General features: G+C 52.8%; 16 protein-coding genes and 1 pseudogene. 6 read left to right on the top strand and 11 right to left on the bottom strand.

The window, feature by feature from the left end; translation table 11 throughout:
• Positions 1 to 109: 109 nt before the first annotated feature.
• The 6 genes from B4113_RS16350 to hpaB all read right to left on the bottom strand — a co-directional run bounded on the left by B4113_RS16350 (position 110) and on the right by hpaB (position 5,657).
• The gene (locus B4113_RS16350) at positions 110 to 847 is read right to left on the bottom strand and encodes a fumarylacetoacetate hydrolase family protein (RefSeq protein WP_033020441.1); all 738 of its coding nucleotides are present in this window, start codon (positions 845 to 847) and stop codon (positions 110 to 112) included.
• Positions 844 to 1,623 (bottom strand): fumarylacetoacetate hydrolase family protein, encoded by a 780-nt coding sequence (locus tag B4113_RS16345; protein ID WP_033020442.1) that lies wholly within the window; start codon positions 1,621 to 1,623, stop codon positions 844 to 846. Before B4113_RS16345 ends, B4113_RS16350 begins: the two co-directional genes overlap by 4 nt.
• A 97-nt stretch (positions 1,624 to 1,720) precedes the next feature.
• Complete coding sequence (hpaI, locus tag B4113_RS16340) at positions 1,721 to 2,638, bottom strand: 2,4-dihydroxyhept-2-ene-1,7-dioic acid aldolase (protein ID WP_033020443.1); 918 nt, start codon at positions 2,636 to 2,638, stop codon at positions 1,721 to 1,723.
• A 150-nt stretch (positions 2,639 to 2,788) separates the two neighbouring features.
• Positions 2,789 to 3,772: a 3,4-dihydroxyphenylacetate 2,3-dioxygenase gene (gene hpaD / locus B4113_RS16335; protein WP_033020445.1), complete on the bottom strand. Its 984-nt coding sequence runs from the start codon at positions 3,770 to 3,772 to the stop codon at positions 2,789 to 2,791.
• A gap of 33 nt (positions 3,773 to 3,805) precedes the next feature.
• Entirely contained in the window at positions 3,806 to 4,093 is a 288-nt protein-coding gene (locus B4113_RS19725) for a hypothetical protein (RefSeq protein ID WP_131385718.1), read from the bottom strand.
• An 85-nt stretch (positions 4,094 to 4,178) separates the two neighbouring features.
• Positions 4,179 to 5,657: a 4-hydroxyphenylacetate 3-monooxygenase, oxygenase component gene (gene hpaB / locus B4113_RS16330; RefSeq protein ID WP_033020446.1), complete on the bottom strand. Its 1,479-nt coding sequence runs from the start codon at positions 5,655 to 5,657 to the stop codon at positions 4,179 to 4,181.
• Positions 5,658 to 5,879: 222 nt separating this feature from the next.
• On the opposite strand from hpaB, the gene B4113_RS16320 reads away from it, so the two are divergent.
• A complete protein-coding gene (locus tag B4113_RS16320; protein ID WP_033020450.1) occupies positions 5,880 to 6,803 on the top strand; it encodes a LysR family transcriptional regulator in 924 nt (307 codons plus the stop codon).
• A gap of 144 nt (positions 6,804 to 6,947) precedes the next feature.
• Here the strand turns inward: B4113_RS16320 and B4113_RS16315 are convergent, their stop codons facing one another.
• The 4 genes from B4113_RS16315 to B4113_RS16300 form a co-directional block, all read right to left on the bottom strand.
• Positions 6,948 to 7,847, bottom strand: a complete 900-nt coding sequence (locus B4113_RS16315) for a manganese catalase family protein (RefSeq protein ID WP_033020451.1) — start codon at positions 7,845 to 7,847, stop codon at positions 6,948 to 6,950.
• A 17-nt stretch (positions 7,848 to 7,864) separates the two neighbouring features.
• Positions 7,865 to 8,092, bottom strand: coding sequence for a YuzF family protein (locus B4113_RS16310; RefSeq protein WP_033020452.1), 228 nt, complete (start codon positions 8,090 to 8,092; stop codon positions 7,865 to 7,867).
• A 607-nt stretch (positions 8,093 to 8,699) separates the two neighbouring features.
• Positions 8,700 to 10,064, bottom strand: a complete 1,365-nt coding sequence (locus tag B4113_RS16305; RefSeq protein WP_033020454.1) for a PepSY domain-containing protein — start codon at positions 10,062 to 10,064, stop codon at positions 8,700 to 8,702.
• 118 nt (positions 10,065 to 10,182) lie between these two features.
• Positions 10,183 to 11,358: a response regulator transcription factor gene (locus tag B4113_RS16300; RefSeq protein ID WP_033020456.1), complete on the bottom strand. Its 1,176-nt coding sequence runs from the start codon at positions 11,356 to 11,358 to the stop codon at positions 10,183 to 10,185.
• 226 nt (positions 11,359 to 11,584) lie between these two features.
• Between B4113_RS16300 and B4113_RS16295 the strand changes: the two genes are divergently transcribed.
• From B4113_RS16295 to B4113_RS16285, 3 genes are all read left to right on the top strand, one after another.
• Positions 11,585 to 12,175 (top strand): DUF6230 family protein, encoded by a 591-nt coding sequence (locus B4113_RS16295; protein WP_033023366.1) that lies wholly within the window; start codon positions 11,585 to 11,587, stop codon positions 12,173 to 12,175.
• A 14-nt stretch (positions 12,176 to 12,189) separates the two neighbouring features.
• Complete coding sequence (locus B4113_RS16290; RefSeq protein ID WP_033023367.1) at positions 12,190 to 12,615, top strand: DUF6114 domain-containing protein; 426 nt, start codon at positions 12,190 to 12,192, stop codon at positions 12,613 to 12,615.
• Between the two features lie 118 nt (positions 12,616 to 12,733).
• Positions 12,734 to 13,183 carry a staygreen family protein gene (locus B4113_RS16285; protein WP_033023370.1) on the top strand — a complete coding sequence of 150 codons (450 nt, stop codon included), beginning with the start codon at positions 12,734 to 12,736 and terminating at the stop codon, positions 13,181 to 13,183.
• Between the two features lie 134 nt (positions 13,184 to 13,317).
• On the opposite strand, the gene B4113_RS16280 is transcribed toward B4113_RS16285, so the two are convergent.
• Positions 13,318 to 13,605: a hypothetical protein gene (locus B4113_RS16280; protein WP_231559793.1), complete on the bottom strand. Its 288-nt coding sequence runs from the start codon at positions 13,603 to 13,605 to the stop codon at positions 13,318 to 13,320.
• 279 nt (positions 13,606 to 13,884) lie between these two features.
• On the opposite strand from B4113_RS16280, the gene B4113_RS20835 reads away from it, so the two are divergent.
• Positions 13,885 to 14,502 carry a hypothetical protein gene (locus B4113_RS20835; protein ID WP_231559792.1) on the top strand — a complete coding sequence of 206 codons (618 nt, stop codon included), beginning with the start codon at positions 13,885 to 13,887 and terminating at the stop codon, positions 14,500 to 14,502.
• Between the two features lie 12 nt (positions 14,503 to 14,514).
• Positions 14,515 to 15,075 (top strand): annotated as a pseudogene (locus tag B4113_RS20830) (RHS repeat-associated core domain-containing protein); the annotation flags it as partial.
• Between the last annotated feature and the right edge of the window lie 48 nt (positions 15,076 to 15,123).

Raw genomic sequence — 15,123 nt, 5'->3', positions numbered from 1 at the left:
TCTGAACGCCCGATGCCACGCTTTCTGCCGGGCGCTGCCTGCTATTCAATGTAATTGACAAGGCAAAACAAAGCGTTGGTCATCGTCTAGCTTGATCACCGCTACCCTGCTATTCAATGTAATTGACGAGCCGGCCGATGCGCTCGATTTCCGTCACCACTTCATCGCCGGGCTGGACGTTCACCGCCCCTTTCGGCGTGCCGGTCAAAATCAAGTCGCCAGGCGCGAGCGTCATGAATTCGGTGATGTACTCGAGCAAATGCGGGATCGAAAAGATCATATCGCCCGTATCCCCTTCCTGCACAACCGTCCCATTGACATACGTCCGCAAACGAAGCGCCATCGGATCGCCCACTTCCTCATGGCTGACGATCCATGGACCGAGCGGCGTCGTTCGATCGCGGTTTTTGACGCGGAAATTCGGTCGGTAATAATTTTCCAAGTAGTCGCGAACAGCATAATCGTTGGCAATCGTGTAACCGCAAATGTAGTCGTACGCCCGCTCTGCTTTTACCCGGCGGGCCGGGCGACCGACGACGACCGCGAGCTCGCATTCATAATGCATCACGTTGACGCCGTCGGGGCGAACGGTTCGGCCGCGATGGCCGATGAGCGTGTTTTTCCCTTTGAAAAATAAAAGCGGCTCTTTCGGCGCGGCAAACGACAGTTCCCCCGCATGATCGGCGTAATTCAATCCAAGCGCCACGATCGTGCGCGGCTCGACCGGGGGAAGCCAGATGACGTCGCTCTCAGCGGCCACCGTCCCATCCGGCAACAGAAGGCGGCCGTCGTCAAGCGGCACCGCGTCGGTCACCGTTCCGTTCCACGCCACGCGCGCCCGCTTCATGCCCCTCCTCCCCCTTCTTCGGCAATGATCCGATTTTCCAACACACCGATTCCGTCCATTTCGATGCGCACCACATCTCCTGCCGCCACGAGCGGCGCGTCAGCCGGCCAGCTGAAAAACAGCACATCGCCCGGGTAAAGGGTCATAAATTCGGTCACCTCGGCCAGCCATTGTTCAGGGGGGTGCCGGAACCGGCGGAGATCAGCGCACTGAACGAGCTGACCATTGACATATACGCGCGCCATTAACGATGACAGCGGCACCGTTTCCTCTTTCGGCACGATCCACGGGCCGACCGGGGTGAACCCATCGCGCGCCTGCTCCTTTATTGCCGGTCGGTACCGCTGTTCGTGCGGAATCGACAGGTCATTGATGATCGTGTAACCGAATACAAAATCGAGCGCCTGCTCGCGCCGCACGCGCGCGGCGGTTCGCCCGATAACCAGACCGATCGCCGGGGCGGCGCGAAGCCGTTGGACACCGGGCGGGAGAACGACCGGCCGGCGATGGGCGTTGATCGTATTGGCCGGCTTCATATACAGCACAGGCCCTTTTGGTGGCTGCTCGTACGGCGGAGCGGTCATGGCCTCGGCCATCCCTTCCCATTCCCATCGGTCATTAAGCGCCACCCCATACAGAGCGCCAACGTCCGGCGCTTCCCACTCCCATTCGTCAATGGGCGCGGTCCGTCCCTCCAGCGTCATCGTTCCGCTCCGCCAATCCGCTTTCGCCTCGAACAGATGCCGTCGGCCAGCCAAGCGCAACCGCACGTTCATGATCGCCCTTCCCCCTTTCATATCGATGACCAACGCCGACGCTTCCCTACATCCTAGGCGGCAAGGATCACTCCCCCACCTTCCTCAGCAAGCGCGCTCATTGCGGCGTCTCGGCGAGCAACCCGTATTTGACGAGCGTGCGGCGGATTTTCCGCTCGTTCTCTTCGCTTGGCAAATCGAGCGGCAGCCGGAGCTTCGGAGTGATTTTCCCCATCATGCCGAGCGCCGCTTTCACCGGGCCCGGGTTCGTTTCGATAAACAGCACGTCATTGAGTTCCATCAATTCAAAATGAAGATCTTGCGCCCGCTTGACATCGCCGGCAAACCAAGCGTCGTGCAGCTCGGCTACTTTTTGCGGCACGACGTTCGCCGTCGCGCTGATCGACCCGGCGCCGCCAATCGCCAGCATCGGATAGCACAACAGCTCGATACCGGAAAACAGCAGGAAATCACGCCCGCAATGCCATAGCACCCGGTTGACGTGCTCAAAGTCTTTGTTCGACTCTTTCACGCCGATAATGTTCGGACAATCTTCCGCCAGCCGCGCCAATGTTTGGACCTCCAAATTGACCGCCGTCCGGCCAGGGATATTGTAGACGATGATCGGGATGTCGACCGCCTCGGCCACCGCCTGAAAATGCTTGTACAGCGCCTGTTGGGATGGACGGTTGTAATAGGGGACGATGACCATCGCGGCATCAGCCCCGATTTCTTGGGCGAATCTCGTCAGCTCGATCGTCTCCGCATGGTTCGTCGACCCCGTCCCCGGCACGAACGGCACGCGCCCGGCGACCGCCTTCTTCGCCGCTTCCATCACCTGCTTTCGTTCTTCCAGCGTCAGCGAGCTCGGTTCTCCTGATGTTCCCGTCACCGAAATGCCGTGTGTGCCGCTTTCGATATGCCAGTCAATGAGCGCCGTCAGAGCTGCCAGATCAACGTTTCCCTCTTCATCAAACGGCGTGACGACCGGCGCGATCGAGCCGCGCAGCCGTTCTTTCACTTCGCGGTATGCCATCCCCTTGCCCCCTATCGCCTTCATTTTTCTGAATCTTGCTTATATTTTACATACAATCATATATAAAATCAACGATAAAATCATATATTATTTTATCGTGGAGAAACCGCCGGAAACGCTATATTTCTTTCGATAGATGAAATCCGCTTTCTAAATCAGGAAGGTCGGTTTCCGCTTCGCCAACATCGGTTCATTCGGCTCGACCGGCTGGCCGCTGTGAACGTCAAGGACGATGGACGCCTCTTCAAACCAGCTGTCCGGCGCTGCATGGCCCCAGAACGTTTGCCGGCGCGGATCATCCAAATCCCAGCGGATCGGCGGAAAATCAGGGTCACTCGTCAAATAATCACCGTTGTACAGCTCGATTCGATGGCCATCCGGATCGCGCAAATAGACAAAGAAGGCATTCGACAATCCGTGACGGCCCGGCCCGCGTTCAATGTTCGCTGCATATCCGGCCGCTGCCAGCACATCGCACGCATGGATCAGGCTGAGCGGATCCGGCAGCCAAAACCCAATATGGTGAAGGCGCGGCCCTTTTCCGTTCATCAGCGCCAAATCGTGGACGTTTTGCTTCCGATGCAGCCATGCTGCCCAAAGCTTCCCATCCTCTGTTTCCGTATATTCTGAGCAGGCAAAGCCCAGACCCCGGACATAAAAGTCATATGCGCTCTTTACATCCGTCACCGCGCAGTTGAAATGATCGATGCGCTGCACGCGGGCGCCTCGGTGCAAGTCATACCGCTGCAACAACCGCTCGGTTTTCTCCATATGGACAAAAAACTCAAGCGGCAGTCCGGACGGATCTTGCACGCGAAACGCCTTGCCGACGGCGCGCTGGCTTCCCGCTTCGAGCCATTTCGGCTGCAGCGTTTGCGCCGCAAACCATTCATAAAGCGCTTCCAATTCCTGCTCGGAACCGACTTTGTAGCTAAGCGCTTCGACCGCAGGGCGGGGCGCCTTTTTCAAGAGAAGGCTATGATGATGATATTCTTCAAGTCCCCGCAAATACAGATGATCTTCATCCGCTTCCGTCACGACAAACCCAAGCACCCGTTCGTAAAAATCGCGGGCGGCGGCCAAATCGGTCACATGCAACACCGCGCGGGCGCAGCGAATAATGGAAAATGCCATCGCTCTCTTCCCCCTTTCGCAACCTTCCTTCATCTAGCGTTGGGTGGCCGACAGAAAGAAGCCGTCTTTTCTGATGGCGAACATGGAACAAAACGTTCCTTGTTGCTGGCCACATCCTTTCACTTCAAACATCTCGCAGCACGCCCAAATCCGCCTGGCTTGCGCGCCACTGAACGCCTGTTTTCGCGCGGCGGCAACCTTAGAAGGGCGGTGACAAACGACTGTCACACACGAATCGGCGGTATTTTCATTCAGAAAAGAAAGCTGATTCTGCAAGGTTTCTCTAATTGAGAAACGGATGGAATCAGTCATATTTTGCACGAAATCACCAGCCTCTTAGGAAACGCCGCAGCCGCGCACCCTCCGCTGTTCCCCGATCCGTGTTTGAGAACGTGCGAATGAACGGTCAATGCTTGGTGTCAGCCGGAATGAACACGCTTTTGGCGCCGCGCAAAAATTCGCGCACGAACTGTTTATACGGCTCTTTTTCGTAGCCATCGAAATACGCCATCCCCATCCGAACGGGGTCGCCGAAAAAGTAATATTCGTAATGCGTCTGCCGGGCGCCGAACGCGCTCATCGTGAGATCCCAGGCGAGCCGGAACAGCTGGACGCGCTCATAGCCGTCCACCGTCGCCCCTTGCATCGCCCGGCGGACGATGTCGCCAATTTCCTCGTGCTGAAAATCTGCCTCCGTCGGAATCGCCATCAACCCCGATGCCCCTAAAATGCGGATGATCTCCGCTAGGCGCGGATAAATGCGCGGATACCAGTTGCGCGCGGCATCGAGCGCAGCAAAATCGGGCGTCATCGTTCCCCAACGGTCTCGCTTCGCATTGTGCTCGGCCCGGTACAAATGGCTTTTCATCGTCTCGAGGACGAGCATGATTTCCGCCCCTTTGTCTTTCACATGCTGGAACTCGCCGATGCCGATCGCTTCGATGAGGCAAAGGGTGACACCAAGCAAAAACTCCGTTTTGACGATGTTTTTCGCCACGACTTGATGGGACATATGAACAACTGCGTTCGTTTCCCGGAACGTCCGGTTGCAAATCGATGAATTGCCGCACACAAACACGCGCTCCCACGGCACAAACACGTTTTCAAACGAAACGATCGCATCGCCTTCCTCAAAACGCGATGCCAGCGGATGATCCCACGCGCTCCTCCCGTAGTCAAACGCCTCGCGGCAAATGAACTTCACGCCTGGCGTATTGTTCGGAATGGCAAAGGCAAGCGCATATGGGTCTTCGCCGGATGTCGCTTTTTTCACGGTCGAGGGAAACACTAAAATTTCATCGGTGATCCCGCCTTGCGTCGCCAATAGGCGGATGCCGCTGACGATGATCCCGTCTTTGCGCCGTTCCACCAAGTGAAGCGGCACATCGGCATCGTTTTGTTCGTGCAGCGCCTTGGCGCGGTTCATTTGCGGATGGATGAGCGTATGCGTCAAGCTGATGTCGTGTTCCCGCGCGTATTCATAGTAGTTTTTCGCATTTTCGGCAAATATCGAATCGTCTTCGGCAAACAAATCGTTGGCGATGCCCATCGCCATGACTTCGGCATTCAAATAATCAGGCGAGCGCCCCATCATTCCCGCCGACATCCGCGCCCACTCTTGCGTCGCCTCGCGGCGGGCGATAAGCTCATCGATCGTAGTCGGCTGAATGAAAGTCATTCCGACCAGCTGCCCGGTTGTCGGCGACCGGTACAACATCTTCTCCGGCTTTTCGTATTGCCGATCGTAAAGCGCCGCCATCGAGCGGACGACGTTGCGGAATGCGGGATGAACGGTGACATCCTCCACTTTTTCCCCGTGGATGTACACGCTGCTTTTCGCCTGCTTGAGCCGCTCCATATACTCCTTTCCTGTTTTGGCCGGCATTTTCATCCCCTCCGTTTTCGGGTATAATAGCTAAGGAAACGCTTTCATTCTGAATGTTCAAAATTAATATAACATATGATTTCATATATGAAAAATACAAAAACAATAAACGTACCGATATGAAAAATGTATACAAGCGGACGCGGCAGGCATTCCCCTTTCTCCACCAGCGCCATTTCCCAAAAACCGAAAGAGAATCCGCGAACGAAAGGAGACAAACGCATGATCGATGTGAAACAGCTGAAATACTTCGTCACGATTGCCGAAGAGGGACAAATCACCAAAGCGGCGCAAAAGCTTCACATCGCCCAGCCGCCGCTCAGCCAGCAGCTGAAGCAGCTCGAAGAAGAGCTCGGTGTTCTTTTGTTTGACCGGAAGGCGAAAAAAATGGAGCTCACCCCACCGGGCAAAGCGTTTTACGAAAAGGCGAAACAACTGCTGCGCCAGCTTGATGACGCCGTGGCGGAAGTAAAAGAAATCGAAGACGGAACGGCGGGAACGCTGTCGATCGGCTGCGTCAAATCGTGTTTTTCCTATTTGGCCCAAGCGATCCGTCACTTCCACGAACAAGTTCCGAACGTGACCTTCCATCTTCGGGAGGGGGATACGTTTTCCATTTGTCAGCTGCTTCAAGAGCGGCACATTGACATCGGCATCGTCCGCCTGCCGATGAATGCAGCTCATTACGACGTCATCCAGCTGGCGAGCGAGCGTTATGTCGGCGTCTTGCCGGCGCAATGGAACAACGGGCGAGCCGCGCTATGCATGCGCGATTTTGCCAATTGGCCGCTTCTCCTTCTTCACCGGGTGCACGGCGCCGGGCAGTACGAGCGAGTCATCGAGGAATGCCGCCGCCATGGCTTTGAACCGAACGTCTTATGCGAATGCCCGGATGCGACGATCTTGCTTTCCCTTGTCGCCCAAGGCCTCGGAGCCACCATTGTGCCGCAATCGACCGTGGCCTTGTTTCGCCTCCCCGGCATCGACGTATTCGAGATCACCGACTCGTCGATGACCGCGGAAGCCGCGGCCATCCTCGACCGACAACGGTATTTGCCGAAAAGCGCCCGCCGCTTCCTCGCTGTGCTCCAAACGATTGCCGCCAACGGACAGCAGGAAGAAAACGGACCGCTTCTTCGAGCGTAGACTCGTGAGGGAAAGGAACCCATACGATTCTAGTCAATGGGGCTGGGCTTTTCGTTGATGCGTTTGCGGAACCAAGGAAAAGGAACGATGCGATTCTAGCTAATGGCCGGCTTTGCAAAAAATGAGGCGCCATTGGGCGCCTCATCACAATCCGGCCGATCGCTGCAGCCGCTTGGCTATTGCGAAAAAGTCTTCCGCCGAAATCCCTGGGGCGAATTCTTCCGGCACTTCGTCCAAATCCGGGATCGTCCCTCCTTGGGGAGCTCCTTCCACCACCTCGAGCGGCTTTCCATCGCTCGGATGCGTGCCCCGCCAAATGCGGGCGATTTCTCGGTAATAGCGATCGCTGAACGTATAAAGCCGGCGGTGGACGCCTTGATCCTCATACTTTCTCGCCTCGTCGAACACACGGTTATCCAAGTTCGGGATCGGGAGCATCTTCGTCACATCCACACCGGTCGCCACTTCCAACGCTTTCGCATACGCTAAAATATGGACGCCCCCGCGTACGAGCAAGTAGCCGATCATCTCGCGGGCCGTCGGGTGATCGGTCATTTCATAGACGCGCATTTTATGCGTGCGCGCTCCGCACTCAAGGAAAAAGTTATGAAGCAAATCTAAAATCAAGTTGCCGCTGTTGAACACGTACTCTCCCGTCCACGCCTTCCCCATCGAATCGCCGGGAAACGCCGTCTGCGCCGTAGCGATGAAATGATACGTATTGCGCTTGTCTTTCGCGTCCTTCATCGGCGCTGTATCCGGGTCACCTAGGTGGGTGGAGCCGGTCAAACAAAGGTTGATCGCGTTAGACACGAGCTCGACATGGCCGAACTCTTCGGCAGTAATGCTTGCCACCAGTTCGTAAAACGGGCGAAGCTTGTTTTTTTGCCGAAAATTGAATGACTGAAACAAATAATTGTTCAACGTCGACATTTCCCCAAAGCGCCCGCCAAGCAGCTCCTGCACGGCCGCCGCTGCATTGGGATCTGCGTACTTCGGCTTCGGCAACTCAATCGCCAACCGGTCGATTCGCTGAAAGACCACCGCCTTTTCCTCCTTTTTCAGTTATGGCCGAGGCGAACGGAAACGACTTGCGCCAAGCGGACATAATAAACCGCCTGATGCGCGGCAATAACGAGATGATCCGGCTTCACATCCCTCACGATCCCTTGGATCGAGCCGCGGACGGTTTCTACCACCACCTCTTGGCCGCGCACGCCTTGCAAAGTATGGTATACATACGGATCGATGAGCGCGAACAACTGTGGAGAGGCATACGATTGGTTCACATGCAATTCCTCCTTTGCGCAAAATCAAAATGGCTTCTTTATGATACGTATGACGCCGGCGCCCAAACATGACAACAAAAGCAAGCGACGAAGGCCAAAATCTTCCTTCGCCGCCAGAGAATCTAGAGTGATCGTGATTTAATCGTGCATGCCGCTTCCCATCCTCATTTCTCAAATAGAAAAACCTTGCCGCATTCGGTACAAGTCATCGAGCGATTACGGAAAACGGCGGTGTAGCCCTTCTCGAAGCTATACTAGGGAGCTGGTGATTTCCTTTTATCAAGCCCGTTTCTCAAATAGAAAAGCCCTGTCGCATCAAGATCGTCTTTCAAACGTTCCCCCATTGCTCAAGAGAAGCAACCGTTTTTCACCAGCCATCTAGAAGGTTGGTGAAAAACTGCTGTTTGCCTTAATCGGCGATGGAACGCGTGAACATAGAGGCTGATGCAGCAAGCTTTTTCTACTTGAGAAACGATCCGAAGAAGCGGTGGCGCGAGTAAATCACCAGCCTCCTAGAATCTCCCGTAAACAACGGACGCGCGGCGTCAGGGACAATGGCCATCATATCGTTCGATTTCGCTGCCGGCAACCAACCGTCGCGCCCCCGTTACGCCGCCAAAAACTCGCGCAGTTTCGGGACGCGCGGAACGATCAGGCGGTCAAACAACCAGATAAACAAGAGAGACAACGCAAACAAAGGCATTACGATGGCGGCGGCGATCATCCCGCCCCAGACGGTTTTCACCGTTTGTGGGTCCCGCACCCGCGCCGGTGCTCCTAATCCTTTTGGCTTCCGCTTCCGCCACATGACCCAGCCGCTTACAGCTAAGAAGATAAGCCCAAGGCAAAAAACGAGATTAATCAGCTGGTTCGCCAGGCCAAACAACCGTCCTTCATGAAACGCAATACCAATCGTGATCGCTTTGGCCAATGCGCCATAGTCCGAAAAGCGAACATCGCTCAGCACCCGGCCTGAATATTGGTCAATGTGCAAGGTGGCGTTATCCCACGGCTTGGTTTTCGACGTCGCCACCGTAAACACCCCTTTTGGGCCTTGCGGCAGCGAAATCGTGAACGGCTTTTTCACCTTTTTTTCCTCGGCAATCGCATACACGTCATCGAGCGACAACGAGGTCGTGTTGCGCCCGTGAACAGAAGGCACCGGCAGCTGCTCGGTCGCCCACGGCACATCTTGCGCCACTTCTTTCGTAACCTTCGATTCCGGTTTGGGCCCGAAGCTGAACGCAAACGGCGGATAACCGGTGTTCGTCGCTGTTGCCACCTGATTGATCGCTTCTCCCATGATCCCTGTCCACGGCATGCCCGTCACAATGAGCAACAAAATCCCGCCGCTCATCCATATCCCCGTCACCGCATGCCAGTCGCGCCAAGCCAAACGTTTTTTCGCCCGCCAGCGCGGCCAAAACGTTCCGAAAACCGAGAATGATTGCCGCGGCCACCACAAATACAGCCCGGTCACTAACAAAACGAACCCCCAACAAGCCGCCAGCTCCACAAAGCGGTTCGCCAATGTTCCGCCAATGAGCAGCTCGCTATGAATTTTTTTCGCGATTTCCGTCCAATTCTCATCGGCGCGCAAGGTACCTTGAATCTTCCCGGTATACGGGTTGACAAAGGCAAACACCATTTCTCCTTTGTCCATCATCCCGATTTTCACGGTCCGCTTCGCTTCTTTTTCGAGCGTCACGGAGACGATAGGGTAATGCGGGTATTGTTCTTTGACCCGCTCCGTCAATTCAACCAAAGGCAGCCGCTTTCCTCCGATTTTGTCCACCTCATACAAATGGCCATACAGCGCCGATTCGATCTGTGGCTTAAACAAATAGACGGCCCCACTCAGCGCCAAAATGATCAAAAAAGGCGCAAAGAAAATGCCGGCATAAAAATGCCACCTCCAGACTGCCATATACATCGGCCGCTGCCTGTCCACCGGTTTCGCTGCTTGTTCCACAGTTTTCCCTCCTGCTTTCTTTTTCAGCAAGGAGTATAGAACAAAAGAATGTCCAACCGGTGAGCAATCGGTGAAAATCTTGTGAAATCAGATGGAGCGGGTCCATCGATCCCGCTCGTCATCCGATCAGCCCGAGACGCAGCGCCTTCGCCACCGCTTCCGTCCGGTTTTTCGCGTTGAGTTTCCTTAAGGCGTTCGAAATGTAATCCCGCACCGTAAATTCGCTCAAATAAAGCTGATCAGCGGCTTCGGCCGTCGAGGCTCCGTCCGCAAGCAGCTTCAAAATCTCCATTTCTCTTGGCGACAGAGATTCCGTCATTCCTTCCCATTCTTTTTTTGGCGCCTCGATCCATTTCAGCAACAACTCCCCCGCGCTTTGGCCAAATTTCATCAGCGCGGGAAACAAGCGGCGGTCAACCTCAAAGAAACGGCCTGGCCCGCGATCGAGAACGACGCCCCCAATCATTCGCCCCTCTGTCGGCACATACACCGGAACGATCACCAGCGAAGCCAACTCGAATGACTCGACATAGACGTTAGGAAACTGTTCGGCTGCCCTCGGCACGTAAATGGGGCGAAAATGGCGAAATTCATGCACTTCCGCTTTCAATTTTCCGACGCTTTCTTTCAACATCGGAATATTGTCCAATTCGACGCGCAACCGCTGAATGTGTTCATGGTCCACCCCATGTCCGGACAGCCCGATGGCTGTGCTCTCCTGATTGACAAATTGAAACAGCGCGCAGCGGTTGAAAGGAAGAAAATAGGAGAAACCAAAACAAATATGCCTAGCCGATTCCATTAGCGTCTGCGCCCGCAAAATCCATTCATTGAACAAAATGACGGCGTCTTTCCACAATGACTCTGTTTTCCAAGCAAAATCGCGGCTCGTTTTGAATGATTGTTCATTCACTTCATACAACAGCCATTCATTCCATTTGAAAAACAAATAGCGCACGGCCGGGTGCAAGGCGGAGGCCGCTAGCGCATGTGCCTTCAACACTTGATGAACCGTATTTTCCATTACATTCAAAGAAAAGATGATCATCTCCGGATGAAACGCTCCGATGCGTTCGAGCTGCTCATCCGTTGGATGCTCGCCCCCGTACGGGAGCAGTCTTGCTTGGACGAATTCGCAAAGCGCGGAAAACACCTCTTTCACCCGCACATTCCGCTTGCCAAGCGCTTTCCCGATCCGCTCCCATTCCCGATTCAACTCCCTCTCATACCTATGCAAGATGCCGGCCGCTTCCTGCAGCAAACGAAGCAAATGATCGTTTAATTCCTTCGACATCCCCATCCCCCCGCATCCCCGTTAGTAATCGGTTGCTTTGATCATCTACTTTTTCATTCGAGCGGTTAATTCCTTCTTTTGTTCACCACATTTTTTGTCTATAAAGGCGGAAAGAAAAACCCGACAAACATAGGGATTTATAAATATATTGAATTATCATAAGATTTTAACATAAAAAATAAAGCGCTTACAGCGCGAACCATTGAATAACGGGGGTGGAGAAATCATGGACATGGCAACAAAATCGGTCATCATTGGGGGGCGCACGGCGAAAAAGCCGCTGCTCGCCGCACTGCTTGGAGGGTTTCTGTTTCTCAGCGCTCTACTGTCCATCTTTGGATTGACGGGCGTCGCCTACGCCGTGCCCATCAGCGGGGTCGGTGAATTTACTGTCCAATTTAACAAACTTACTGGCAGCGGTTTCAAAATGTACGGTGGAGTGGCGGAAGCCGGCAATGCGCCGCAGACACCCGTCTTCGTCAATGAGATGGAAAAAGCAACTATTCAAGGTCTGCGGATTTCAAAAGACTTTCCAGCGCTCGGTATTCGCGTCATCATTGCCGCCAGCGAACCCGTATCGATTGACGGGCTTGTGCAAAAAGCAACACAAATCGACGGCAACATCTCCTTCGGCAGCTTGACCATGAAAGAAAGCTACGTTGGCAATACGAACAATCCCGTTGAAAAAGCGGCGAAAGAATTCACACAAGGAGCGGACAGCATTACGATCGAAAACGGTGACATCAAAACGGTTTATTTGTTCCAACAAAAAGTCACTCTTCCGGGGATGAAAGTGTACTTTGAAAAACTCAATTAAAAGGATGAGAAGCCGTGAATGTGATTCGTTCTGCTTGGCGTGGGTTTCGTCAATGGCAAAAACGGCGGCCGTTTTTGGGGGCAACGTTTCTCTTGCTGTCAAGCGTTGTGATTTTATGGGTTCCAGCACAGCTTTATGAAATTTCCCTTGTCCCTGGCAGCATGGTCTTTGCCGGTTTTTTCCTCGGCGGCATGGTTGGGTTGATGGGCGTTTTGGCCTACGCCATGCCGCGATTGTCCACCTTGATCGGCATCATCGGCATGTTCAGCGCGATTTTATCGATCATGGGTGCGTTAGGCGGCTTCTTAGTCGGCACGATTCTCGGCATCATCGGCGGGGCGCTTTGCATCGCCTGGCGGCCGCAATGGGCCGATCCTGCCGCCCCGCTGGCCCATCATGAAGCCGCTGCGGACAAAGAAGCGACCGCCGCCACCTCATGAAAAGCAAAACCGAACGCGGATCGACCGTCCCGTTCGGTTTTGTTTTGTCATCGCCGCCAATAAAGGCATATATAGATGAATGAGATCGACCACTTTCCACAGAAGAAGGAGGACCGCCATGAAACACCTCTCTCCCGAGCGACTGCACGTCACCCAGACTGCTGGAATCACCCAGCTGTCACCGGTGAACGGCCGTCTGTACACCTTAACCCACTCGGACACGACTGGCGCCTTATTCCTCACCGTCTCCCGCGCATTTGTCACTGATCAGCTCACTTCTCAACGCGATGAAGTGCTCGGTGAATGGAAACAAGCCGGGCAACAGCTAGTATTGTTTCTCTATGTATTCGTTGGCAACCAGCAAATGGGCCGGCAAGAAAATGCGCGCCGAGCGAACGTATTCAAGAAAGAATTGCCGTTGGCACTCGAAGCTATTCGCTACGGCGACCGCGCTTTTTTTCACACGCACCCGTTTTGTGATTGGTGCCCGATTTTCATTCATTTCACTTCCGAATACCCGGAGCTCAACCGGACGGAATATTATGGAACTCCGTATTTGTATCGCTGACAACCACTTCGGTGCCGGGGCTATGCATCGCCGCGTTTTTGGACAGCCGACAAACCTCTCTCTGTTTCTCAAAACGTAAACTATCGGACCAACGGTATTGCGCGCATTGCAAGAATTACCTTTAAGCATGGCGCTCAAAGTGAGTGCCACTCTACACTCCCCGCCTCGATCATGATAATGTTCACCCCGTCGGTGACTATTTTTACTTTTTCAAGCGATGGAGTGGCGGAAATAAGCACCACTTCCAATATTTCATCAACATCAAAGTCTTTAACGCAATCTGTTTCAAAATATGTTACATCTTCAAAAACAATGAATCCTTCAATCATTTCCGGATCTTTCGTTTCGTCATAATCGAATGGTTGCCATTTGCATAACTTCGTTTTAAGAGATACTCTTTTGGTGGTCGAATCATATTCCACCTTATTAATTAAACTCCCATGCAAATGATATCTTTTAAGAATCAGATATTCTCATCATTTCTTCCCCCTTGTTCATCACAATATTTTGGCTGTTGAGTATGTAGTTATTTCATGATGGCCGAAAAACAGAGGTGACAAGCTTTTTTCCAGCCGTTACAGGGAAAAATCGTGATGGATGAACTTTTGGCAATAGCAAACGAATGAGAGTGCGGGCGGGTTTTTATAGTCATCTTAAACGATTGGTGATTTACATTATTTGGATCATTACGTATCTTTGTATTGCATTGCTATAATCTTATTGACATCCAGATTAAATTAAACGATATCCTTTGCCTATCGGTTGGCAACCGGACGAAGAAAATCGTCAACAATGGAACAACTACAACGACTACGTACACGTATGACGCCGCCGACCAACTAACAGCCGTTAACGGACAGGCATACACATATGATGTGAACGGGAATTTAACGAACAACGGCAACAAAACGTTTGTGTATGATGACGAAAACCGTCTCATTCAAGTAAAAAACGCATCGGGCACTACGATCGCAACCTATACGTATGACCATCAAGGAAGACGCATCAGCAAAACAACATCAAGCGGTACGACTTACTATCACTACGATGGCGACTCGATTCGTCTGTTGTATGAAACAGACGCCAATAACAACATCGCAGCGGAATATACATGGGACGCATTGGGCCGCCCGGTCACGATGACGAAAGCCGGAGCCACTTACTACTATCATTTGAACGGCCATGGAGATGTCGTGGCATTGACGGACGCAAGCGGAAATGTCGTCGCGCAATACGAGTATGACGCATGGGGTAACATTCTGTCCAAAACCGGCGCGATGGCAACAGCGAACCCATACCGTTATGCCGGGTATTATTAGGATGAGGAAACCGGACTATACTACCTAATGGCACGGTATTATGATGCGAATATGGGGCGATTCTTGACAAGAGATACAGTCGATGGGGTTGAAAATGAGCCGCAAAGTTTGAATCAGTATGTGTATACGAAAAATAATCCATTGATGTATGTGGATCCAGATGGGAACTTTGCCATTTCCATTGATAGAATACAGTATGCATTAAAATATGGTCTAAAAGGTTGGCTTGCTTCATATTTTGGTTGGGCTACCGCGGATCAAATTGTAGCTGGGAGTGTAGCAATTCTTGATAAAGTTTCTAAAGCTGTACAGGAAATAATAAAAGGCTATAAAGCGGGTAAAGCTATAAGTACTGTTTTTAAGAATGCTCTAAATGAGGTGTTAATTGGTAGAGCGTACAAACATGAAATTCTTAAAGTAATTAGAAACCAAGCAAGGAAAATAGGAACAAAAGTGGCTTTAAAGGGGGTAACGAGAATCGGTTTTTGGTGGACAGATATTGCCTTATTTTCTGGATATACTGTTATAGGCTATTATAAATATAAACCCGTGGTGCTAGATAAAATCGAGTAAGCATAAAAATAGCCCTTGCCTGCGGATCTCCTGTAGAATGAAAGTGCG

This window comes from Geobacillus sp. B4113_201601, assembly GCF_001587475.1.
GTDB lineage: Bacteria > Bacillota > Bacilli > Bacillales > Anoxybacillaceae > Geobacillus > Geobacillus icigianus.
The sequence above is the reverse complement of the archived record's forward strand: the minus strand, read 5'-3'. Positions and strand labels throughout refer to the sequence as shown.